This is a genomic window from Streptococcus sp. oral taxon 431 (assembly GCF_023110115.1).
Lineage (GTDB): Bacteria > Bacillota > Bacilli > Lactobacillales > Streptococcaceae > Streptococcus.
In genome coordinates this window covers 253,768-276,832 of sequence record NZ_JALDVP010000002.1, presented here as the reverse complement: position 1 = coordinate 276,832, position 23,065 = coordinate 253,768, and the positions used below count along the sequence as shown (strand labels likewise).

Genomic DNA, 23,065 nt, shown 5'->3' with positions numbered 1-23,065 from the left:
AACATCCCTCATTTTTTGAAGGATGTGATTTTTGATAATAACATTGCTAACGCTTAGACCAGGTTCGCTTCATAAAGAGTAGGATGATTGGATAAATTTCAAGACGTCCTGCAATCATTGCAAAGGATAGGAGGAGTTTTGAAAATGGACTAAAAATGGAGAAACTTGCAGTTGTTCCGAGAATTGGGCCGATATTGTTAAAGCAACTGAAAACGGCACTCGTAACAATCATTAAATTGTCAGCATCTAAACTGATAATGAAAATTAAGTTGAGTAGAATCATGACGTAAACTACAAAGTACTTGAGAATCTTGTGTTGGGTGTCCTTGTCGACTACCGTTTGATTAACATGGAGAGTTAAAACACGGTGAGGGGATATGGTAGACAAAAATTGATTTTTAGCAATTTTAGCTAGAATAACTCCACGCATCACTTTGAGACCACCAGCAGTAGATCCAGCAGAACCACCAATGGCCATCAACATCAGTAGGATATACTGAGAAAACAAAGGCCAATTGGTTATGTTTCCGTAACCGAAACCAGTTGTCGTGATGATATTAGAGACTTGGAAGAAGGCCATCTCAAAACTTTGTGAAACGCCACTATAAAGGTGGAGTGTATTGAGAGTAATTAAGCCGGTAGAAACGACGACAATCAAGAGATAAGCACGAAGCTCCTCATCGAAAAAGAATTCCTTGACTCGACGAAGCATGAGATAGTAGTAGAGGTTGAAATTGACACCAAACATCAAGACCCCAACACTCGTCAGATAGGTAATAAGAGAACTATTATAGTGGGCGATTCCATCATTGTAAACAGTGAAACCACCAGTCCCAGCAGTTCCCATAGCGATGACAAAACTATCGTAGAGTGGCATACCGGCAAGATAATAAATCACTACAAAGAGGGCGAACATTGCCAGATACAGGATGTAGAGGATTTGTGCTGTATTTTTTAGCTTAGACACAACCTTACCAAATACTGGTCCAGGGACCTCGGCCTTCATAACCTCTAAGTGGCTGTTTTTTGCATTGTCCATAATAGCTAGGGCAAAAACTAGCACCCCCATCCCTCCAATGAGGTGGGTAAAGCTCCGCCAAAATAGAAGAGAACGGCTTAAGACAGAAACGTCATTTAAGATAGTTGCTCCCGTAGTAGTGAAGCCGGAACTAGTTTCGAAGAAGGCATCGATAAAATTGGGGATTTGACCTGAAAAGACAAAGGGAAGGGAGCCAAAGAAAGACCAGAGAATCCAACAAAGAGCAACGATCAAGACTCCTTCTTTGGCATAGATACGTTGTTTTTTAGGTTTACTGATGATTCCGAGAAGACCTAGGACAATAAGAATTCCAATGGTAGAGAAAAGAGCTGTAAAAACTTGATTAGATTCTCGATAGTAAAGAGCAATACCAACCGGAACTAAAAGTAGCCCAGCTTCAATCAAGAGTAGCTTTGCAAGAAGAAAGCGTACCATACTTCTATTCATAGCTTACCTCTCTAACAAATCGTAAATCTTGGTGATATTTGAAAGCAAAGTGATAACCACTAGCTTATCACCGACCTGGAGGGTATCTTCTCCTGTTGGGAAAATCGTTTTTCCATTGCGGATAATAGCAGCAATCAAGATATCCTTTTTGAGCTTCAATTGAGATAAAGGCTTGCCAGTCATTTTATTGGCTTCCTTGATCAGGAATTGAAGAGTTTCTACCTGCCCATTTGCTAGATGATGCATAGCTTGAAGGTCAGAATATTGCGCATTTACACGACCATGGATAAAGTGCATAATGGTATCAACAGCGATTGTTTTAGGGGTGATGATACTTGAGAAATCTGTTGCGTGGATAATTTCTAATAAGCTAGTGCGGTTTACTTTGGTAATATTTTTCTGAACACCTATGTTATCCAAAAACATAGAGGTAATGATATTTTCCTCGTCGACTCCTGTCAAAGTGGCAACAGCATCATAGTTTTGTGCACTTTCTTCTAAGAGGGTGTCCTTAGTTGTTCCATCACCTTGGACTATATAGAGTTTAGGGAATTTTTCGCTGAAAAAGGCAGCTCTTTCAGGATTGACCTCAATAACCTTGGTATCGATACGACTGTCTTTTAACATACCTAAGAGATAGTAAGCAATTTTCCCAGCTCCTATGATGAGTAAACTCTTAACAACTCTGGACTTAATATAGTTGTGGAAGAGCATCATATCGACACGATGTCCTGTCACAAAGATACGGTCTTTATCTTCTAAAATCATATCTCCACTAGGAATCATGAGTTTGTGGTCGCGTTCGATAGCACAGACAATAACATTACCAAACTTTTTACGGAAATCAGCAATAGACATCTGACAAATATTACTGAAATTTCGTACCTTGAATTCCATTAAGCTGACTAATCCACCTGCAAAACGCTCAACAGAAAGAGCATTGGGGAAGTCTATAATATTAGCGATAGCACGAGCTGCTAGGAGTTCAGGGTTTACAATGAGTGAAAATCCAAGAATATTTTTTTCTTTAAAGTAAGGGTTGGAATATTCAGGATTTCGTACACGAACAATGGTTTCCTTTGCTCCCATTTTTTTGGCTAAAACAGCCGAAACCATGTTGACCTCGTCGTATTGAGTCATGGCAATGAAAATATCACAATCTTGAACATTGGCTGCTTCTAACATAGCAAAGTCAGCTCCGTTACCTGCGATTCCCATAATATCAAAACGGCTAGTCAAGTATTTTAGAACTGTTTCGTTCTGTTCAATTAAGACAACATCATGGTTGTCAGCAACCAGTGAACGACAGAGGGCAGAACCTACTTTTCCCCCTCCGACAAGAATAATCTTCATAGTTAGTTAACCTACTTTTTCAATATGTCTCTATCATACCTTTTTTTAGAAAAAAATGCACTTAACAACCGACTGCTTCCTTCTTTAATAAAGGGATTAGGGGAATTCGAACAAATATTTTGCTTTAAACATCATATGTTTATGAAAATACTTGTTCCGAAAATTCTTAATCTATGTAAATTCTATGATATTGCTTGCTAAAAGTTAAAATTTTAACTTTTGTAAATATGCTTGTAAAAAAAATGAAAAAAATCAAGTCATTTCTATTGACAATCAGGCTGAAAGTGTTATACTAAAAAAGTAGTTTCGCTGATTTACTTCAAACCTGTTGTGAGGTAAGTTAACGACGCCTTAACCACGCTGTTTGCTGAGCTTGACTCCGGGCAGTGTGGCTATTTTTTTGCACTAGTGAGAGGAAGCAAGGCATGGCCAATCATATTGTATTGTTTGAACCACAAATTCCACAAAATACGGGGAATATTGCACGAACCTGTGCGGCGACGAATGCGCCCCTTCATATTATCAAACCGATGGGCTTTCCGATTGATGATCGTAAAATGAAGCGAGCCGGGCTAGATTATTGGGACAAACTTGAGATCTATTTTTATGATAGTTTAGATGAATTTATGAAAAAAATGGATGGTCAACTCTACTTGATTTCCAAGTTTGCAGAAAAGGTCTATTCAGATGCTGAATTCACGATAGAAGGAAACCATTATTTTCTTTTTGGACGTGAAGATAAAGGTTTGCCTGAGGAATTTATGCGGGAACATCCTGAAAAAGCTCTCAGAATTCCTATGAATGATGAACATGTCCGTAGTCTCAATGTATCCAATACGGTATGTATGATTGTCTATGAGGCCCTTCGTCAACAAAATTTTGCGGGTCTCGAACTGGTTCATACTTACGAAACGGATAAGTTGAAATAAACACTGATAAGAGATAAAATGCTTGCGCTTGCAAGCTTTTTTTGTTATCATTAGAGGGTCTTCAGGGCAGGGTGTGATTCCCGACCGGCGGTAAATTTGACTAGCTATTTTAGATTTCTCTTCGTTGTCTTGTCTCGATATACTTTAAGTATTATCTTCGACTGCGACGTCTAGATAAATCTAAAATATCTTAGCCAAATAAGTCCGCGAGCGCAAGCTGATGTGGTGAGATTCCACAACCGACAGTATAGTCTGGATGGGAGAAGACGAAAGGATAGCTTTGTCTATTCTGCTTCATTATAATAGAAATAAAACCAGTTTCTTTGTAAGCTTAGGTTGTTTTTTGAGATAGTTAAGAGAGTAGATAGAGAGAAACTTTCCAACTTCTTCTGATTTTATAGAAAATTGGAGGAACCTGTTATGACAAACACACGTCGACTTTCGACCATTGCAATTTTATCAGCACTTTCATTTGTGTTGATGTACCTTGACTTTCCGCTTCTACCGGCGGCACCCTTTTTAAGGATTGAGTTCAGTATCTTACCAGTTCTTGTAGGTTTGGTAGTCTTGGATTTACCAGCGACTTTAGGAGTACTATTCCTTCGGTCTTTGTTGAAAATCCTTCTGAACAACCAAGGAGTTAGTACCTACATTGGTTTGCCGATGAATATCGTAGCCTTAGGAGTCTTTGTTCTTGCTTTTGGTCTGATTTGGAAAAAAGAGCGTACAGCCATACGTTTTGTCCTAGCTTCATTAGCAGGGACGATTGGTCTTACTTTAGCCATGTTAGTTCTAAACTACGTTTATGCTGTACCTTTGTACGCAAAATTTGCTAACTTTGATATAGAGAATATTCTAGGACTTAGTAATTACTTGATGACAATGGTCTTACCATTTAATTTGATTGAAGGAGTCATCTTTGCCATCTCATTCTGGTTATTATTTGTCCTCTTGAAACCAACTTTGAAATACTATGAAAGATAAACAAACATATTTAACAAAGGGCTCTTTTGCCCTTTTACTATTTGTAATTCTGGGTTATGTCGTTAAGTTTTATCCAGAACAATTGATACCATTTGATTCGTCTATCCAGACAGCAATCCGTGGAGATTTACCAGCTATATTGACAACTATCTTTCGAGGGCTTACTCGTCTGATTGACTTACCAATCGTTATTTCTTGGGCAATTTTATTGACTGTTATTTTTTATCTGAAAAAATGGAAGTCAGAAAGCCTTTTAGTAGCTGGCAATCTTAGTTTGGCTGGAATTTTAATTGTGTCCTTAAAACACCTCTATCAACGTCCGCGACCTGAAATTTTACACTTGGTTGAAGAAAAAGGATTTTCTTTCCCTAGTGGTCATTCACTAGCAGTAACTGTTTTAATCGGTTCTCTAATTATCATTGTGGGACAGAGAGTGAAAGATAGGACTGTAAAGCTCATTCTCCAGATTTTACTGGGAATCTATCTAGTAAGTGTAATCATTTCCAGAGTCTATCTGGGAGTTCATTACCCATCAGATGTTCTTGCCAGTCTCTGTCTGGGTCTTGGAATTCTATTCATTGAATTTCCATTTTATGACAAACTTCGCTTTCAATGGCGCTTTACAGGCAAACAAAAGTAGATATTAACTCTTCTTGAGGAGAAAGAAATGAAAGTCAATATTACAGATCTTCATCCGACTCAACTATACTTATCAGAAAAGAAGTTGCAAGATATCCAGATGCTTTATCAGTCGGTAGAGAGGCAAAATATAAATCCAATCAGTGTTCTTGCATTTGGAGATTGCTTGCTAATTACAGACGGGCATCACAGAGCTTATCAGGCATTGTTGCTAGGTCAGGATACGATTTCTGCTGAGTGGGATAAAGATGGTGGTGATGAACTATATCATCTCTATATGCAAGCTTGCGAGGAAAGAAAGATTTATTCTATTCTGGATTTAAAAAATCGTACCTTATCCCAAGATGAGTATGAAGCAAAATGGTACAACTGGTGTGATGGTTTTAATCAGGCAGCGAAGCAGTTGTTAGGAGTAAAAAAAGATGCCAAAGATTATTCAGATAGATGATTCCCTACGTCTAGTTCCCTATTTTTTAGCAGATCATCGTGATGCAGCTTTATCCTGGTATCAAGATGTGGATTTGGTGGAACTGGTAGATGGCATTAGAATTCCCTATAGTTTGGAAAAATTAAATGCCATGTATTCCTATTTAGAGGAACACGGGGATTTGTTCTGGATTGAGTTTCGAGAAAAGGGAGAGTGGCTTCCAATTGGTGATGTAGCCTTATCTCAGGAGAATCTTCCTATTGTGATTGGCAATCCAGCTTATCAGCATCAAGGTATTGGACGCAAGGTTTTAAGGGCTTTAATTGATCTATCCCAGCAAAAGGGGTGGAAACAGTTGAAAGTTCAGGAAATCTACACTTTTAATCGGATTTCTAGAAGATGTTTTGAGTCCCTTGGATTTGTGGAAAGTGGAAGTACTGAAAAAGGGACAAGCCTGCTCTTAAAACTGGATTCCTACTAAACTTTATTATTTCTTATAATCGCTCAAAACAGAGCGGTTTTTTGTTTGTAGTTCAGAACTCTTTCACGAAAGAAATAATAGCCAAATTCAGTAATAAAATTTCTCTAAAAATAGAATTTTTCTCTTGCATTTGAGATAGATTAGTGTATAATAGTAGGGTATGTGTAAAACATACTTGTGGGAGGTAAAAATCTCTAAATTACCGCCAAAACCACAAAGGAGGATTTAAAAATGGCTAAAAAAGTCGAAAAACTTGTAAAATTGCAAATCCCTGCTGGTAAAGCTACACCAGCTCCACCGGTTGGACCTGCTCTTGGTCAAGCTGGTATCAACATCATGGGATTCACAAAAGAGTTCAACGCTCGTACAGCTGATCAAGCTGGTATGATCATTCCAGTTGTTATCTCAGTATACGAAGATAAATCATTTACTTTCGTTACTAAAACACCACCAGCTGCTGTTCTTTTGAAAAAAGCTGCAGGTGTTGAAAAAGGATCAGGTACACCTAACAAAACTAAAGTTGCTACAGTTACTCGTGCACAAGTACAAGAAATTGCAGAAACTAAGATGCCAGATTTGAACGCTGCAAACATTGAGTCTGCAATGCGTATGATCGAAGGTACTGCTCGTTCTATGGGATTCACTGTTGTTGACTAATCAATAACTTCCCTATATAACCCGCAAGACTTCATCATTTCGAGAAGTGACGTGGGAGATGAAAATCGATTGAACCACTTACAAGGAGAATAGAAAATGGCTAAAAAAAGCAAACAACTTCGTGCTGCTCTTGAGAAAATCGACAGCACAAAAGCATACAGCGTAGAAGAAGCTGTAGCTCTTGCAAAAGAAACTAACTTTGCAAAATTTGACGCAACTGTAGAAGTTGCATACAACTTGAACATCGACGTGAAAAAAGCTGACCAACAAATCCGTGGAGCAATGGTATTGCCAAACGGTACTGGTAAAACAGCTCGCGTTCTTGTATTTGCACGTGGTGCAAAAGCTGAAGAAGCTAAAGCTGCTGGTGCAGACTTCGTTGGTGAAGACGACCTTGTTGCTAAAATCAACGACGGTTGGTTGGACTTCGACGTAGTTATCGCTACACCTGATATGATGGCTCTTGTTGGACGTCTTGGACGTGTCCTTGGACCACGTAACTTGATGCCAAACCCTAAAACTGGTACTGTAACAATGGATGTTGCTAAAGCAGTTGAAGAGTCTAAAGGTGGTAAAATCACTTACCGTGCTGACCGTGCAGGTATCGTACAAGCTATCATCGGTAAAGTTTCATTTGAAGCTGACAAGTTAGTTGAAAACTTCAAAGCATTCAACGAAACAATTCAAAAAGCTAAACCAGCTACAGCAAAAGGAACTTACGTAACAAGTTTGACAATCACAACTACTCAAGGTGTTGGTATCAAGGTTGACGTTAACTCACTTTAATCAGTAAATAATCGAAAGGTTGGGACATTTTGTCTCAACCTTTTTTCTATTAAAAGGTAAAAATACGTATAAACTTTCTAATCTATTTGATATTATAAAGTATCTAGATAGAAAATTCAGAAAATTGTTTCTTTTGTCTTGAAAATTTTTGAAAAAATGGTATTATAGAAACAAGTCATTTTATTGAGAAGAGAAAGGGGAACGATGGAGAAAATCATTTTAGACTCACCAAAGTCAGGTTCAGAACTCGTTTTGGAAACGCTCCGTGACCTAGGAATCGATACGATTTTTGGTTATCCAGGCGGGGCGGTATTGCCTTTATATGATGCTATTTATAATTTTAAAGGCATTCGCCATATTCTAGGTCGCCATGAACAAGGTTGTCTTCATGAAGCAGAAGGTTATGCTAAGTCAACAGGGAAACTTGGTGTCGCAGTCGTCACAAGTGGACCAGGAGCTACGAATGCTATTACTGGTATTGCAGATGCCATGAGTGACAGTGTTCCCCTTTTGGTCTTCACAGGTCAGGTGGCAAGAGCGGGAATCGGTAAGGATGCTTTCCAAGAAGCAGATATTGTCGGAATTACCATGCCGATTACCAAGTACAACTATCAGGTTCGTGAGACAGCAGATATTCCACGTGTGATTACAGAGGCTGTACACATTGCGACTACGGGTCGCCCAGGGCCAGTTGTTATTGACTTGCCAAAAGATGTTTCTGCTCTTGAAACGGACTTTGTCTATTCTTCAGAGATAGATTTACCAAGTTATCAACCAACTTTAGAGCCAAATGAGATGCAAATCAAGAAGATCTTGAAGCAACTCTCTAAGGCTAAGAAGCCAGTTTTGTTAGCTGGTGGTGGTATTAGCTATGCAGAGGCTGCTGCGGAGTTAAATGAATTTGCAGAGCGTTATCAAATTCCGGTTGTGACCAGTCTTTTGGGACAGGGAACAATTGCAACTAGCCATCCACTGTTTTTGGGAATGGGTGGGATGCATGGTTCCTTTGCAGCTAATATTGCTATGACAGAAGCTGATTTTATGATTTCGATTGGGTGTCGTTTTGATGACCGTTTGACTGGTAATCCTAAGACATTTGCAAAGAATGCAAAAGTAGCGCATATTGATATCGATCCAGCAGAGATTGGTAAGATTATCGCTGTTGATATCCCAGTTGTTGGAGATGCGAAAAAGGCCTTGCAACAGTTGCTGGCGGAGCCAATCGTTCGTAACAATACTGAAAAATGGATTGAAAAAGTTACCAAAGATAAGAATCGTGTTCGTTCTTATGATAAGAAGGAACGTGTCGTCCAACCACAAGCGGTTATTGAACGTATAGGCGAATTGACTAAGGGTGATGCTATTGTTGTAACTGACGTCGGACAACACCAAATGTGGACAGCTCAGTACTATCCATACCAAAACGAGCGTCAACTGGTAACATCGGGTGGACTAGGAACCATGGGATTTGGAGTTCCTGCAGCTATTGGAGCAAAAATTGCTAATCCAGATAAGGAGGTCGTGCTCTTTGTCGGTGATGGTGGTTTCCAAATGACCAATCAGGAATTGGCAATCTTAAATATCTATAAGATTCCAATTAAGGTCATCATGCTTAACAATCACTCGCTGGGTATGGTTCGTCAATGGCAAGAAGCTTTCTATGATGGACGAACATCTGAGTCAGTTTTTGATAGCCTTCCTGATTTCCAATTGATGGCTCAAGCCTATGGAATTAAGAATTATAAATTTGATAATCCTGAAACCTTAGAGAAGGATTTAGAAGTCATCTTGGAAGATGTACCAATGTTTATCGAGGTAGATATTTCTCGTAAAGAGCATGTTTTACCGATGGTACCAGCTGGTAAGAGTAATCATGAGATGTTGGGGGTGAAGTTTAATGCGTAGAATGTTAACAGCCAAACTTCAAAACCGGTCAGGAGTTCTCAATCGCTTTACCGGTGTCTTGTCTAGACGCCAAGTCAATATTGAGAGTATCTCGGTAGGGGCGACAGAAAATCCTAATGTGTCACGGATTACCATTATCATTGATGTTGCATCGAATGATGAGGTGGAGCAAATCATCAAACAACTCAACCGTCAGGTCGACGTGATTCGTGTCCGCGATATCACAGATAAACCGCACCTCGAGCGCGAAGTGATCTTGATAAAGGTCTCAGCGCCTGCGGAGAAGCGAGCAGAAATTTTAGCTATTATCCAGCCTTTCCGTGCAACTGTTGTTGATGTGGCTCCGAGCTCCATTACTGTTCAGATGACTGGAAATGCGGAAAAGAGTGAAGCTTTGATTCGGGTTATTCGACCATACGGTATCAAGAATATCGCTCGGACGGGTGCAACTGGATTTACCCGCGATTAAAAATCCAACCTAAATTTGTTAATCTAGCCTATCAGGCAATAAATATAGAAAAGAGAGAAAAACTATGGCAGTTCAAATGGAATACGAAAAAGATGTAAAAGTAGCAGCACTTGATGGTAAAAAAATCGCTGTTATCGGTTATGGTTCACAAGGTCATGCTCACGCTCAAAACTTGCGTGATTCAGGTCACGATGTGATCATCGGTGTTCGTCCAGGTAAATCTTTTGATAAGGCAAAAGAAGATGGTTTTGATACTTATACAGTAGCAGAAGCAACTAAATTGGCTGATGTTATCATGATTTTGGCACCAGACGAAATCCAACAAGAATTGTACGAAGCAGAAATTGCTCCAAACTTGGAAGCTGGGAATGCAGTTGGATTTGCCCATGGTTTCAATATCCACTTCGAATTCATCAAAGTTCCTGCAGATGTAGATGTCTTCATGTGTGCTCCTAAAGGACCAGGACACTTGGTACGTCGTACTTACGAAGAAGGATTTGGTGTTCCAGCACTTTACGCTGTATACCAAGATGCTACAGGAAATGCGAAAAACATCGCTATGGACTGGTGTAAAGGTGTTGGAGCAGCACGTGTAGGTCTTCTTGAAACAACATACAAAGAAGAAACTGAAGAAGATTTGTTTGGTGAACAAGCAGTTCTTTGTGGTGGTTTGACTGCCCTTATCGAAGCTGGTTTTGAAGTCTTGACTGAAGCTGGATATGCTCCAGAATTGGCTTACTTCGAAGTGCTTCACGAAATGAAACTCATCGTTGACTTGATCTACGAGGGTGGATTCAAGAAAATGCGTCAATCAATTTCTAACACAGCTGAATACGGTGACTACGTTTCAGGCCCACGTGTCATCACTGAACAAGTGAAAGAAAATATGAAAGCAGTTCTTGCTGATATCCAAAATGGTACATTTGCCAACGACTTTGTCAACGACTACAAAGCTGGACGTCCAAAATTGACTGCTTACCGTGAACAAGCAGCTAACCTTGAAATTGAAAAGGTTGGTGCAGAATTGCGTAAAGCAATGCCATTTGTTGGTAAAAACGACGATGACGCATTCAAAATCTACAACTAATTTTTGAGAATAAAAATAGAAGGCGAGTTGGGGGGAACCTAACCCGCTTTTTATCTTGAAAAAGAATCAAGGAGAAGATTATGCTTAGTGCAAAAGATGTGGTGAAGGCCCACAAGGTTCTGAGTGGTGTCGTAGCCAATACACCACTTGACTACGATCATTATTTATCCGAAAAATACGGAGCTAAAATTTATCTCAAAAAAGAAAATGCTCAACGAGTCCGCTCTTTTAAAATTCGTGGAGCTTATTATGCCATCTCACAATTGACTAAGGAAGAACGTGAACGTGGTGTAGTGTGCGCATCAGCGGGAAATCACGCTCAAGGTGTTGCCTACACTTGTAACGAGATGAAAATTCCTGCAACAATCTTTATGCCAATTACAACGCCTCAACAGAAAATTGGTCAGGTTCGTTTCTTTGGTGGAGATTTTGTAACTATCAAATTGGTAGGAGATACCTTTGATGCTTCGGCCAAGGCAGCTCAAGACTATACAGTTGTTGAAAATCGTACGTTTATTGATCCCTTTGATGATCCCTATGTTCAAGCTGGTCAGGGAACAGTAGCTTATGAAATTTTAGAAGAAGCGCGAAAAGAATCCATTGATTTTGATACTGTCTTGGTGCCTGTAGGAGGTGGAGGACTCATTGCAGGAGTTTCTACTTATATAAAGGAAACGAATCCGGCTATTGAAGTTCTGGGTGTAGAAGCCAACGGAGCTCGTTCCATGAAGGCAGCATTTGAGGCTGGAGGTCCGGTTAAACTTAAAGAAATTGATAAGTTTGCAGATGGGATTGCTGTGCAGAAGGTTGGACAATTGACCTATGAAGCAACCCGTAAAAATGTTGAAACGCTTATCGGAGTGGATGAAGGTTTAATCTCTGAGACCTTGATAGATCTTTACTCTAAACAGGGGATTGTAGCTGAGCCTGCAGGTGCTGCTAGTGTGGCGGCCTTGGAAGTACTGTCAGACTATATAAAAGGAAAGACTATTTGTTGTATCATCTCTGGAGGAAATAACGATATCAACCGTATGCCAGAGATGGAAGAGCGTGCCTTGATTTACGATGGAATCAAGCATTACTTTGTGGTGAACTTCCCACAACGTCCAGGTGCACTTCGCGAGTTTGTAAATGATATTTTAGGACCGAATGACGACATCACTCGTTTTGAGTATATTAAACGTGCTAGCAAGGGAACAGGACCAGTCTTAATCGGGATTGCTCTTGCTAACAAGCATGATTATGCGGGCTTGATTCACCGAATGGAGAAATTTGATCCGTCTTATATTAACTTGAATGGGAATGAAACTCTATATAATATGCTTGTTTAATATCCTATAAAATTTTTATCATATCATTTGCCTAACCTATATACGAGTGCTATAATGTAAGTGAAGAAAGGGGGAGATTCCCATGGTTTTACAAGTTTTACTTGTTCTAGTGATTCTAATGCTTATTGTAGGAGCTATGTTAGTGAGCTCTGTTTATGTCGTTCGTCAACAGTCTGTTGCAATTATCGAACGATTTGGTAAGTATCAAAAGTTAAGTAATAGTGGTATTCATCTACGGGCACCATTTGGCATTGACAAAATTGCAGCTCGTGTGCAGCTACGCCTTTTACAAAGTGAGATCGTGGTTGAAACCAAAACCCAAGATAACGTTTTTGTGACTATGAATGTCGCAACTCAGTATCGTGTAAATGAGTTAAACGTTACAGACGCTTACTATAAATTGATGAGACCTGAAGCTCAAATCAAATCTTATATTGAAGATGCATTGCGCTCATCTGTTCCTAAGTTAACTTTGGATGAATTGTTTGAGAAAAAAGATGAAATTGCATTAGAAGTTCAAAAGCAAGTAGCGGAAGAAATGTCAACGTATGGGTATATTATCGTTAAGACGCTCATTACCAAAGTTGAGCCGGATGCAGAAGTCAAACAATCAATGAACGAAATTAATGCTGCCCAACGTAAGAGAGTGGCAGCTCAAGAATTGGCTGAAGCAGATAAAATTAAGATCGTTACAGCGGCAGAAGCAGAGGCAGAAAAAGATCGCCTCCATGGTGTGGGGATCGCAGAGCAGCGGAAAGCAATTGTTGATGGACTTGCTGATTCTATAAAAGAGTTAAAAGGAGCCAATGTCGAATTAACTGAAGAACAAATTATGTCAATCCTATTAACCAATCAGTATTTGGATACATTGAATAATTTTGCAGATAAACAAGGAAATAATACAATATTCTTGCCAGCAAATCCTAATGGAGTTGAAGATATTCGAACCCATATATTATCAGCTTTGAAAGCTAAATAATTATAATCTTAACGCAATAACTTTATTAATATATGTGTTTTAATTGACAAATACTATGAAAACATATAGAATGAAGTTGCGTAAAGAAAAAAATAGGAGAATAACATGGCTAAGTCTAACTTTGAAAAAGTAGAAGCAGTTGTTAGCTGGGTTCGTGATAAGAAAATCACAGGGTATCGTATTTCTAAGGAAACGAATGCGCGTGAGATGTCTATCATTGCTTTGGCTCAAGGACGTGCAAAAGTTAAAAACATTTCCTTTGAAACAGCCCTCGGCTTAATTGATTTCTACAATAAAAATCATGAAAAATTTGAAGATTAGTCTTTGGATATAGGCAGATTCGAAAAGAATCTGCCTTTTAATTTTTTGGAATATAAAAAAAGACTGCCATGGCAGTCTTTTTTCTTATCGAAGATAGCGTTGTAAAAATTCTCTTGTACGTTCTTCTTTGGGATTAGTAAATAGATCTTCTGGTTTGCCTTCTTCTGCAATGACACCCTTATCCATAAAGATGACACGGTGTGATACATCGCGAGCAAATTCCATTTCGTGGGTTACGACGATCATGGTCAAGCCTTCTTGAGCTAAATCTTGCATGATTTTGAGAACCTCACCAACCATTTCAGGGTCAAGGGCTGATGTAGGCTCATCAAAGAGAATGGCATCAGGATTCATGGAAAGTGCACGAGCAATAGCGACACGCTGCTTTTGCCCACCAGAAAGTTGTTTAGGTTTGGCTTGCCAGTAACGTTCTCCCATGCCAACTTTTTCAAGGTTCTCTTTAGCAACTTTCTCTGCTTCTGAGCGATCACGTTTGAGTACAGTTGTTTGGGCAACGATTGTATTTTCAAGCACGTTTAGATTTTCAAAAAGGTTGAAGGACTGGAAGACCATTCCTAGTTTTTCTCGATAGTGTGTGAGGTTATATCCTTTTTCGAGGACATTTTCACCGTGATAAAGGATTTTACCTTCAGTGGGTGTTTCAAGTAAGTTGATAGAACGTAGGAAGGTTGATTTACCACTACCAGAACTACCGATAATTGAAATAACTTCTCCTTTATGGATAGTGAGAGAGATATCTTTTAGAACCTCGTTTTGTCCATAGGATTTCTTGAGGTGTTTGATTTCAAGAATGGGTTGATTCATTATTTCAAATCCTCCGTTTGCATTTGGTTAGCACCTGTAGTGTAAGTATCCATATCCATCCGTTTTTCGATGTAGCGTAGGATACGTGTTACTGTAAAGGTGAGGACAAAGTAGATAACTGCGATAATAGTAAAGGTTTGGAAGTACTGGTAAGTCTGTGTTGCTACTGTATTTCCTGAGAAGTAAAGTTCTACAACAGAGATAACATTCAATACAGAAGTATCCTTGATGTTGATGACGAACTCATTACCAGTAGCAGGTAGGATATTTCGAACTACCTGAGGTAAAACAATCTTACGCATGGTTTGATTATGAGTCATACCAAGTGCAGTAGCTGCTTCAAATTGTCCCTTGTCAACAGCTAGGATACCACCACGAACGATTTCTGTCATGTAGGCACCGGTATTGATAGAAACGATAAAGATAGCAGCCAGAGTACGGTCTAGGTTGATTCCGAAAGCCTGGGCAGTTCCATAGTAGATAACCATAGATTGTACAATCATAGGAGTTCCACGGAAAATTTCAATATAGATATTAAGAATCCAACCAACTATATTTTGAATGACGTAGAAAAATTGATTTTCAGATTGAGGCGCAGTACGGAAAACACCGATAGCAAGACCAATAACGAGACCAACGATGGTACCGATAATTGAAATTAAAAGTGTGATTCCAGCACCACGCAAGAGTTGTTGCCAGTTTTCGGTTAGAATTTTAGCAACTTGGCTAAAGAAATTACTGCTGTTTTCTTCAGTAGTTGTAGCTTCTACAGGTTGCTCTTTAATCATACGATCCATTAGGGCAACTTGTTCATCTTTAGAGATGGTTTCAATGCTAGCATTGATTTGGCTGATACGTTCGTCATCCTTACGAAGACCGATAGCGATAGAGGTATCTTCCTCCCCGGTTTTAAAACCAGGTTCAGGCTGAATCATTTTGAACTTTGCATTTGCTGATTCAGCAGTTAGGGCTTCTGGTCGTTCAGAAACATAAGCGTCAATGACACCAGCTTCAAGAGCTTGACGCATTTGAGCGAAATCACCCATGGCAGTTTCTTTTTTAGCGCCTGGAATTTGAGAAATCAAGTCGTAAAGGTAAACCCCTTGTTGAGAAGTGATTTTTGCATCTTTAAAATCATCTAGTGTTTTGGCGTTTGCATAGGCAGAATCTTTTTTGACTAAAAGTACTGGTTCGCTGGTATAGTAACTGCTTGAGAAGGCAATTTCTTGCTTACGTTCAGCGGTTGGACTCATACCTGCAATAATCATATCGATCTTGCCAGAGGTCAGAGCTGGAACAAGTCCCTCCCATTTTGTTTTTACAATGAGTGGTTCTTTACCTAGGTCCTTAGCAATTTTTTTTGCAATTTGAACATCGTAACCGTTAGCATATTGGTTTGTTCCATCAATCTTGACAGCGCCGTTACTGTCGTCATCTTGAGTCCAGTTAAATGGTGCGTAAGCTGCCTCCATTCCGATGCGTAAATATTCATCGGCTTGGACCTGGCTAACTAGTCCTAGAGTAAGGGCTAAGCTAGCAAGGATAGATAAGCATATTTTTTTCATGTTTTCTCCTATTTCTAGTCTAAAAATGGCTCCCTCTATTGTATCTAAAAATGGTAAGATTTTCAATACAAGTAAACCTTAACTTCTAAAAAATGATATAATAGTGAAAAAACATGAAAGGGAGTGTAAAATGAAAAAGAGATGGCTTCTTGTTCTGGTATTTACCTGTTTGCTATTTGTGCCTCGTCTAGTTTTTGCAGTAGACTTCGATATTCTATCCTATAAGGGTGATTTGAATATTCATGCAGATAATACAGCGGTTTTCAAAGAAACAATCACCTACCACTTTAAAGATGATTTTAATGGTCAATTGATTGGACTCGGAAAAGCAGGGAAAATGCCGAAGGGATTTGAAATTGATGATGATCCAACTGTTTTAGTATCCAAAAATGGCCAGATTGTTCAAGACGTCCTCTCATATACTAAGGAAGAAGAGGATGGCTACAAGGTCACCATTTTTAATCCGGGAAATGCAGGAGATACTGTTCGTGTGACTGTTACTTGGCAACTTAAAAATCTTCTTTTCTTATATCAGGATATTGCTGAGCTGAATTGGCAACCATTGACAGATAGTTCAGGGGATATCAAAGATCTGGAATTTCGAGTAACTTCAGATAGTCCGGCAGAGAAACTCTTTTTCCATACTGGTGAACTCCTCAATGAGGGAAGTGTCGAAAAAGTCAATGATATCTACTGGGTGAAGATGAAGGATCTTCCTAAAAAACGTCAAGTTGAACTACATGCCTATTGGCCGAGAGAAGCTTTCTCGAGTGCTCCAAGTCAAGGGTTGAATGAAGATGATTTAAGTAACTTCAAAAGAGTTGAGATAGAGATAAAAGCCGATAAAGTGCACGCCAAGGTCATGATAAAATGGATTTTTCCAATCTTCTTTATGACTCTCTTACTAGTAACGTTCTACTATTATAGAGAATTTCGTCAGCATACGACTCTTAAAAAGGTATATCCAAAGAATCATCGTCTCTACGAACCCCCAATGGATCTACCTCCAATGGTTTTGGCAGAAGCAATCTATTCAACATCCTTAGAGGAAGTTAGCCCTCTAAATAAGCAGAAGTTTGGTAAGTTCACCTTTGAACAACTCATTCAAGCAACCTTGTTAGATTTAGTCGATCGAGGGCATTTATCTATTTTTCAAGGTGAAGAAGAGCCTTGGATAAAAATTAACAGTGAAAAAGGTTTGTCTAATTTTGAGAAGGAGTGCCTGCGGATGACTCTTTCTACAAATAAAGAATTGGCTCTTTCTGACCTATTTCCAGAGTATCAAGTTTCTTCAGGTCTGTTCCATGGAGCTAAGGAAGCTGATGAGAAGCATATTCGAGAATTCGGCATGCACCTCAAGCGTTCCTTTGAGAGACGACTTGAACGCATGCAAAGTTGTGTTCGAGACAAGGTGAAAATTTTACGAATTCCAAGTTATTATCGACCTTTAACGGAAAAAGAAAATAATCTTGTGAAAAAAATGAAAGTCTGCTCGGCTGTAACAGGTGTTGTCGGACTTATCATTTTCTACTATAGCTTTCGAACACATGGCTATTTCTCGCTTCCTTTACTTTCCTTAGGTTTAATCGGTTTACTAGCGAGCGGTTTGATTCATTTAGTAACTCGAGGACCTTCTCGTGATGGAGTCTTAAATGAAGAAGGGGCAGAAGTTGTTTATCTCTGGACAAGTTTTGAAAATATGCTTCGGGATATTGCTCATCTTGATAAGGCTGAACTTGAGAGTATTGTTGTTTGGAATCGCCTTTTGGTCTATGCAACTCTCTATGGATACGCTAAGAAGGTAAATAAAATCATGAAGCTACACAATATTCAACTTGAAAATGTTGCTATGAATCTTTATGTATCTTGTGGGTGGGATAAACAATTTCACACATCTGCTACTCAAATCAATCTATATACCTCAGTCGCAAATACAGCAAGTACCTTTTCTGTATCATCCGGAAGCGGTAGCTCTGGTGGTGGTTTCTCAGGCGGTGGCGGTGGTGGAAGTGTTGGTGCTTTCTAAAGAAAACTCAACACATGCTTTAAAAGTATGATATAATGGAGGATAGTAAAAGGAGTAATCTATGTATTTTTTTGAAATTTTAAAATCAATCTTTTTTGGTATTGTTGAAGGAATTACGGAATGGTTGCCGATTTCAAGTACTGGTCACTTGATTTTAGCAGAAGAGTTTATCCAGTATAAAGATCAAAATGAAGCCTTCATGTCTATGTTTAACGTAGTCATTCAGCTGGGTGCAATCTTAGCCGTTATGGTTATCTACTTTAACAAGCTTAATCCCTTCAAACCAGGTAAGGATAAAGTTCAAGTTCGTAGAACCTGGCAATTATGGTCCAAAGTTTTTGTTGCGACCCTACCTCTTCTCCTAGTCTTTAAGTTTGATGATTGGTTTGATACTCACTTCCATAATATGGTTTCAGTAGCCATCATGTTGATTGTTTATGGGGTTGCCTTTATCTATCTTGAAAAACGTAACAAAGCGCAAGCGATTGAGCCAACAGTTACTGAGTTAGACAAATTACCTTACAAAACAGCATTGTATATCGGTCTTTTCCAAGTCTTGGCCCTTCTACCAGGGACTAGCCGTTCCGGAGCAACTATCGTAGGTGGTTTGTTGAATGGGACTAGTCGTTCAGTGGTAACAGAATTTACCTTCTATCTTGGAATTCCAGTTATGTTTGGAGCCAGCGCTTTGAAGATTTTTAAATTCATCAAGGCGGGAGAAGTCTTGAGTTTTGGCCAATTCTTCTTGCTCTTGGTAGCCATGGTAGTGGCTTTTGCAGTCAGCATGGTTGCCATTCGTTTCTTGACCAGCTATGTCAAAAAACACGACTTTACAGTGTTTGGTAAATACCGTATTGTACTCGGTAGTGTGTTACTACTTTATAGCTTTGTTCGATTATTTGTATAAGAAAAAACCTTGAGGGTAGATTCCTTCAAGGTTTTTAAAATCCAGTCACAGTGACTCCTAATAAACGGACTCCCTTGTCTTTATCACTCAGTGTTTCATAGAGTTGGATAATGCTTTGAGCAATTTCTTCAGAGTCTTGTGTTTGTTGATTCAGTGTTTTTCGTTTTGTCAAAGTAGAAAAGTCAGCATAGCGGATTTTCAAAATGACGATCTTACCACTTTTTTCATATTTTTGAAGACTAAGAGCAACTTTTTCCGAAAGGAGAGTTAGCTCTTTTTTAATATCTTCATCTAGACTTAGAATCTTACTGTAAGTTTTTTCTTTACCAATAGACTTACGGATACGATTTGATTTGACAGGAGAGTTATCTATACCTCGAGCTTTACGATATAGATCAAAACCGAGTCTTCCGAAACGATCAATGAGAGTGATTTCAGAAACCTCTAAAAGGTCAGTACCTGTATATACACCCATTTGATGGAGTTTTTCAACTGTTTTCTTGCCCACACCGTGGAATTTAGCGATATCCATTTGTTTGAGAAAATCTTCAGCTTCATCAGGAAGAATGACTGTCAAACCACGAGGCTTTTGATAGTCACTTGCCATTTTAGCTAAAAATTTATTGTATGATACACCAGCAGAAGCTGTTAATTGTAATTCATTCCAGATATCCTGCTGAATTAAACGAGCAATTTTAACAGCAGATTTGATACCAAGCTTGTTTTCAGTTACATCTAGATAAGCTTCATCGATACTCATAGGTTCAATTTTATCCGTATATCGTTTAAAAATAGCTCGAATCTGTTGGCCAACAGTAGTATATTTTTCGTAGTTCCCAGAAATAAAAATAGCTTGAGGACAGCGTTCATAAGCCTCTTTTGAACTCATGGCTGAGTGAATGCCGAATTCTCTGGCTTCATAACTACAGGTTGAAACAACACCCCGACCACCTGTTTTCCTAGGGTCGCTACCAATAATAACGGGTTTGCCTTTAAGTTTAGGATTGTCACGAATTTCTACAGCAGCAAAAAAGGCATCCATGTCAATATGGATAATTTTACGGGATAAATCATTCATCAGTGGAAATATCAGCATGAAATGGCCTTTCTTTGGTAGTTTTTCTAGCCTTATTATACCTTTTTTCTGAAAAAATAGGAAATAGCTAATTATTTTTCAAAAATATACTACAGTTTGTACTAAAATAACAACTGTATTATAAAAGAAAGTGTTGAAAAATAGTAATTTCACTTGTTGAAATCGTTTACTGTGTGTTATACTGAATACATGAATGTAACAGATTACTGTTACTAGAAAGATAAAAGAGGACATTAACATGGTTGTTAAGACAGTTGTTGAAGCACAGGACATTTTTGACAAAGCCTGGGAAGGCTTTAAAGGTGTTGACTGGAAAGAAAAAGCAAGTGTATCACGCTTTGTACAAGCTAACTACACACCTTATGATGGAGACGAAAGCTTCCTTGCAGGACCAACAGAGCGTTCACTTCACATCAAAAAAATCGTAGAAGAAACTAAAGCACACTACGAAGAAACTCGTTTCCCAATGGACACTCGTCCAACGTCTATCGCTGACATCCCTGCAGGATTCATCGACAAAGAAAACGAAGTTATCTTTGGTATCCAAAATGACGAACTCTTCAAATTGAACTTCATGCCAAAAGGTGGTATCCGTATGGCTGAAACTACTTTGAAAGAAAATGGATACGAGCCAGACCCAGCTGTTCACGAAATTTTCACAAAATATGTAACAACTGTTAACGACGGTATCTTCCGTGCTTACACTTCAAACATCCGTCGTGCTCGCCACGCTCACACTGTAACTGGTCTTCCAGATGCATACTCACGTGGACGTATCATCGGTGTTTATGCGCGTCTTGCTCTTTACGGTGCAGACTACTTGATGCAAGAAAAAGTAAACGATTGGAACTCAATCGAAGAAATCGATGAAGAAACAATCCGTCTTCGTGAAGAAATCAACCTTCAGTATCAAGCATTGCAACAAGTTGTACGCTTGGGTGATCTTTACGGAGTTGACGTTCGCAAACCAGCGATGAACGTTAAAGAAGCTATCCAATGGGTAAACATTGCCTTCATGGCTGTCTGCCGTGTTATCAACGGTGCTGCTACATCTCTAGGACGTGTGCCAATCGTATTGGATATCTACGCAGAACGTGACCTTGCTCGTGGTACATTTACTGAATCAGAAATCCAAGAATTTATTGATGATTTCGTTATGAAACTTCGTACAGTTAAATTTGCTCGTACAAAAGCTTATGACCAATTGTACTCAGGTGACCCAACCTTCATCACAACTTCTATGGCTGGTATGGGTAACGACGGTCGTCACCGTGTTACTAAAATGGATTACCGTTTCTTGAACACTCTTGACAACATCGGTAACTCTCCAGAACCAAACTTGACAGTTCTTTGGACTGACAAATTGCCATACAACTTCCGTCGCTACTGTATGCACATGAGCCACAAACACTCTTCAATCCAATACGAAGGTGTTACAACAATGGCTAAAGATGGATACGGTGAAATGAGCTGTATCTCATGTTGTGTGTCTCCACTTGACCCAGAAAACGAAGAACAACGTCACAACATCCAGTACTTCGGTGCTCGCGTTAACGTTCTTAAAGCTCTTCTTACTGGTTTGAACGGTGGTTACGACGATGTTCATAAAGACTATAAAGTATTTGACATTGAACCAATCCGTGACGAAGTTCTTGAATTCGAATCAGTTAAAGCAAACTTTGAAAAATCTCTTGACTGGTTGACTGACACTTACGTAGATGCTTTGAACATCATCCACTACATGACTGATAAGTACAACTACGAAGCTGTTCAAATGGCCTTCTTGCCAACTAAACAACGTGCTAACATGGGATTCGGTATCTGTGGATTTGCTAACACTGTTGATACATTGTCAGCTATCAAGTACGCTACAGTTAAACCAATCCGTGACGAAAATGGCTACATCTACGATTACGAAACAATCGGTGAATACCCACGTTGGGGTGAAGATGACCCACGTTCAAACGAATTGGCAGAATGGTTGATCGAAGCTTACACAACTCGTCTACGTAGCCACAAACTTTACAAAGACGCAGAAGCTACTGTATCACTTTTGACAATCACATCTAACGTTGCTTACTCTAAACAAACTGGTAACTCACCAGTCCACAAAGGTGTATACCTCAACGAAGATGGTTCTGTGAACTTGTCTAAACTTGAATTCTTCTCACCAGGTGCTAACCCATCTAACAAAGCTAAAGGTGGATGGTTGCAAAACTTGAACTCACTTGCTAGCCTTGACTTTGGTTATGCAGCTGATGGTATCTCATTGACAACTCAAGTTTCACCACGTGCTCTTGGTAAAACTCGTGACGAACAAGTTGATAACTTGGTAACAATCCTTGATGGTTACTTCGAAAACGGTGGACAACACGTTAACTTGAACGTTATGGACTTGAACGATGTTTACGAAAAGATCATGTCAGGTGAAGACGTAATCGTACGTATCTCTGGATACTGTGTAAACACTAAATACCTCACTCCAGAACAAAAAACTGAATTGACACAACGTGTCTTCCACGAAGTTCTTTCAATGGATGATGCATTGAGCTAAGATTTATAAATAGTAAATCAAAAACCAGTCATTCTGACTGGTTTTTTGTTATAAAAATTTTTTAAAAAAAATTAGTCAAATTTGGTCAAATATATTGACTAAAACTGACCAAAGTGATATACTAAGAACATAAGGATAATGAAAGTCCTTAGAAAACCTTGATTTTAAGGTGATTGTATATAGTATCTTAAGATCAAAGTATGGGTAAAACCTAGAAAAGAGGTACAACCTATGGTTAACATTAGTATTTTTAGAAGT

21 protein-coding genes and 1 riboswitch are annotated in these 23,065 nt (G+C 39.0%); of the genes, 16 read left to right on the top strand and 5 right to left on the bottom strand.

Annotated elements, in window-relative coordinates:
* Positions 1 to 46 precede the first annotated feature (46 nt).
* Positions 47 to 1,486, bottom strand: a complete 1,440-nt coding sequence (locus M1F91_RS04195) for a TrkH family potassium uptake protein (RefSeq protein ID WP_247912760.1) — start codon at positions 1,484 to 1,486, stop codon at positions 47 to 49.
* Between the two features lie 3 nt (positions 1,487 to 1,489).
* Positions 1,490 to 2,839, bottom strand: a complete 1,350-nt coding sequence (gene trkA / locus M1F91_RS04190; RefSeq protein WP_225750678.1) for a Trk system potassium transporter TrkA — start codon at positions 2,837 to 2,839, stop codon at positions 1,490 to 1,492.
* Positions 2,840 to 3,264: 425 nt separating this feature from the next.
* Between trkA and M1F91_RS04185 the strand changes: the two genes are divergently transcribed.
* From M1F91_RS04185 to M1F91_RS04125, 13 genes are all read left to right on the top strand, one after another.
* Positions 3,265 to 3,768 carry a tRNA (cytidine(34)-2'-O)-methyltransferase gene (locus M1F91_RS04185; protein WP_223333618.1) on the top strand — a complete coding sequence of 168 codons (504 nt, stop codon included), beginning with the start codon at positions 3,265 to 3,267 and terminating at the stop codon, positions 3,766 to 3,768.
* Between the two features lie 53 nt (positions 3,769 to 3,821).
* A riboswitch (FMN riboswitch) is annotated at positions 3,822 to 4,040 on the top strand.
* 148 nt (positions 4,041 to 4,188) lie between these two features.
* Positions 4,189 to 4,752 (top strand): ECF transporter S component, encoded by a 564-nt coding sequence (locus M1F91_RS04180; RefSeq protein ID WP_247912759.1) that lies wholly within the window; start codon positions 4,189 to 4,191, stop codon positions 4,750 to 4,752.
* Positions 4,742 to 5,392, top strand: a complete 651-nt coding sequence (locus tag M1F91_RS04175; protein WP_247912758.1) for a phosphatase PAP2 family protein — start codon at positions 4,742 to 4,744, stop codon at positions 5,390 to 5,392. Before M1F91_RS04180 ends, M1F91_RS04175 begins: the two co-directional genes overlap by 11 nt.
* Positions 5,393 to 5,419: 27 nt before the next feature.
* Positions 5,420 to 5,839 carry a chromosome partitioning protein ParB gene (locus M1F91_RS04170; protein ID WP_247912757.1) on the top strand — a complete coding sequence of 140 codons (420 nt, stop codon included), beginning with the start codon at positions 5,420 to 5,422 and terminating at the stop codon, positions 5,837 to 5,839.
* Positions 5,814 to 6,299 carry a GNAT family N-acetyltransferase gene (locus M1F91_RS04165; RefSeq protein WP_247912756.1) on the top strand — a complete coding sequence of 162 codons (486 nt, stop codon included), beginning with the start codon at positions 5,814 to 5,816 and terminating at the stop codon, positions 6,297 to 6,299. The genes M1F91_RS04170 and M1F91_RS04165 overlap by 26 nt, the downstream gene beginning before the upstream one ends.
* Positions 6,300 to 6,530: 231 nt before the next feature.
* Entirely contained in the window at positions 6,531 to 6,956 is a 426-nt protein-coding gene (gene rplK, locus M1F91_RS04160; RefSeq protein WP_001085808.1) for a 50S ribosomal protein L11, read from the top strand.
* Positions 6,957 to 7,052: 96 nt separating this feature from the next.
* Positions 7,053 to 7,742, top strand: a complete 690-nt coding sequence (gene rplA, locus M1F91_RS04155) for a 50S ribosomal protein L1 (RefSeq protein ID WP_001085672.1) — start codon at positions 7,053 to 7,055, stop codon at positions 7,740 to 7,742.
* Positions 7,743 to 7,946: 204 nt separating this feature from the next.
* Positions 7,947 to 9,647, top strand: coding sequence for an acetolactate synthase large subunit (locus M1F91_RS04150; protein ID WP_006152123.1), 1,701 nt, complete (start codon positions 7,947 to 7,949; stop codon positions 9,645 to 9,647).
* The gene (gene ilvN, locus M1F91_RS04145; protein ID WP_223333610.1) at positions 9,640 to 10,116 is read left to right on the top strand and encodes an acetolactate synthase small subunit; all 477 of its coding nucleotides are present in this window, start codon (positions 9,640 to 9,642) and stop codon (positions 10,114 to 10,116) included. The genes M1F91_RS04150 and ilvN overlap by 8 nt, the downstream gene beginning before the upstream one ends.
* A gap of 64 nt (positions 10,117 to 10,180) precedes the next feature.
* A complete protein-coding gene (gene ilvC, locus M1F91_RS04140; protein ID WP_006147961.1) occupies positions 10,181 to 11,203 on the top strand; it encodes a ketol-acid reductoisomerase in 1,023 nt (340 codons plus the stop codon).
* 80 nt (positions 11,204 to 11,283) lie between these two features.
* The gene (ilvA, locus tag M1F91_RS04135; RefSeq protein WP_247912755.1) at positions 11,284 to 12,534 is read left to right on the top strand and encodes a threonine ammonia-lyase IlvA; all 1,251 of its coding nucleotides are present in this window, start codon (positions 11,284 to 11,286) and stop codon (positions 12,532 to 12,534) included.
* A gap of 82 nt (positions 12,535 to 12,616) precedes the next feature.
* Positions 12,617 to 13,513 carry an SPFH domain-containing protein gene (locus tag M1F91_RS04130; RefSeq protein WP_004251962.1) on the top strand — a complete coding sequence of 299 codons (897 nt, stop codon included), beginning with the start codon at positions 12,617 to 12,619 and terminating at the stop codon, positions 13,511 to 13,513.
* A 105-nt stretch (positions 13,514 to 13,618) separates the two neighbouring features.
* Complete coding sequence (locus M1F91_RS04125) at positions 13,619 to 13,834, top strand: hypothetical protein (RefSeq protein ID WP_004251963.1); 216 nt, start codon at positions 13,619 to 13,621, stop codon at positions 13,832 to 13,834.
* Between the two features lie 84 nt (positions 13,835 to 13,918).
* Here M1F91_RS04125 and M1F91_RS04120 read toward each other — a convergent pair whose 3' ends face one another.
* Positions 13,919 to 14,659, bottom strand: coding sequence for an amino acid ABC transporter ATP-binding protein (locus M1F91_RS04120; RefSeq protein ID WP_004251965.1), 741 nt, complete (start codon positions 14,657 to 14,659; stop codon positions 13,919 to 13,921).
* Positions 14,659 to 16,224 carry an ABC transporter substrate-binding protein/permease gene (locus tag M1F91_RS04115; RefSeq protein WP_247912754.1) on the bottom strand — a complete coding sequence of 522 codons (1,566 nt, stop codon included), beginning with the start codon at positions 16,222 to 16,224 and terminating at the stop codon, positions 14,659 to 14,661. Before M1F91_RS04115 ends, M1F91_RS04120 begins: the two co-directional genes overlap by 1 nt.
* A 130-nt stretch (positions 16,225 to 16,354) precedes the next feature.
* Here M1F91_RS04115 and M1F91_RS04110 point away from each other — a divergent pair, with 130 nt between their 5' ends.
* Together M1F91_RS04110 and M1F91_RS04105 are read left to right on the top strand one after the other, a co-directional pair.
* Entirely contained in the window at positions 16,355 to 18,250 is a 1,896-nt protein-coding gene (locus M1F91_RS04110; protein ID WP_247912753.1) for a DUF2207 domain-containing protein, read from the top strand.
* Positions 18,251 to 18,311: 61 nt separating this feature from the next.
* Positions 18,312 to 19,157: an undecaprenyl-diphosphate phosphatase gene (locus tag M1F91_RS04105; RefSeq protein WP_247912752.1), complete on the top strand. Its 846-nt coding sequence runs from the start codon at positions 18,312 to 18,314 to the stop codon at positions 19,155 to 19,157.
* Positions 19,158 to 19,191: 34 nt separating this feature from the next.
* Here M1F91_RS04105 and dinB read toward each other — a convergent pair whose 3' ends face one another.
* Complete coding sequence (gene dinB, locus M1F91_RS04100; RefSeq protein ID WP_247912751.1) at positions 19,192 to 20,253, bottom strand: DNA polymerase IV; 1,062 nt, start codon at positions 20,251 to 20,253, stop codon at positions 19,192 to 19,194.
* A 238-nt stretch (positions 20,254 to 20,491) separates the two neighbouring features.
* Here dinB and pflB point away from each other — a divergent pair, with 238 nt between their 5' ends.
* Positions 20,492 to 22,807, top strand: coding sequence for a formate C-acetyltransferase (gene pflB, locus M1F91_RS04095; RefSeq protein ID WP_004251975.1), 2,316 nt, complete (start codon positions 20,492 to 20,494; stop codon positions 22,805 to 22,807).
* Positions 22,808 to 23,065: the final 258 nt, after the last annotated feature.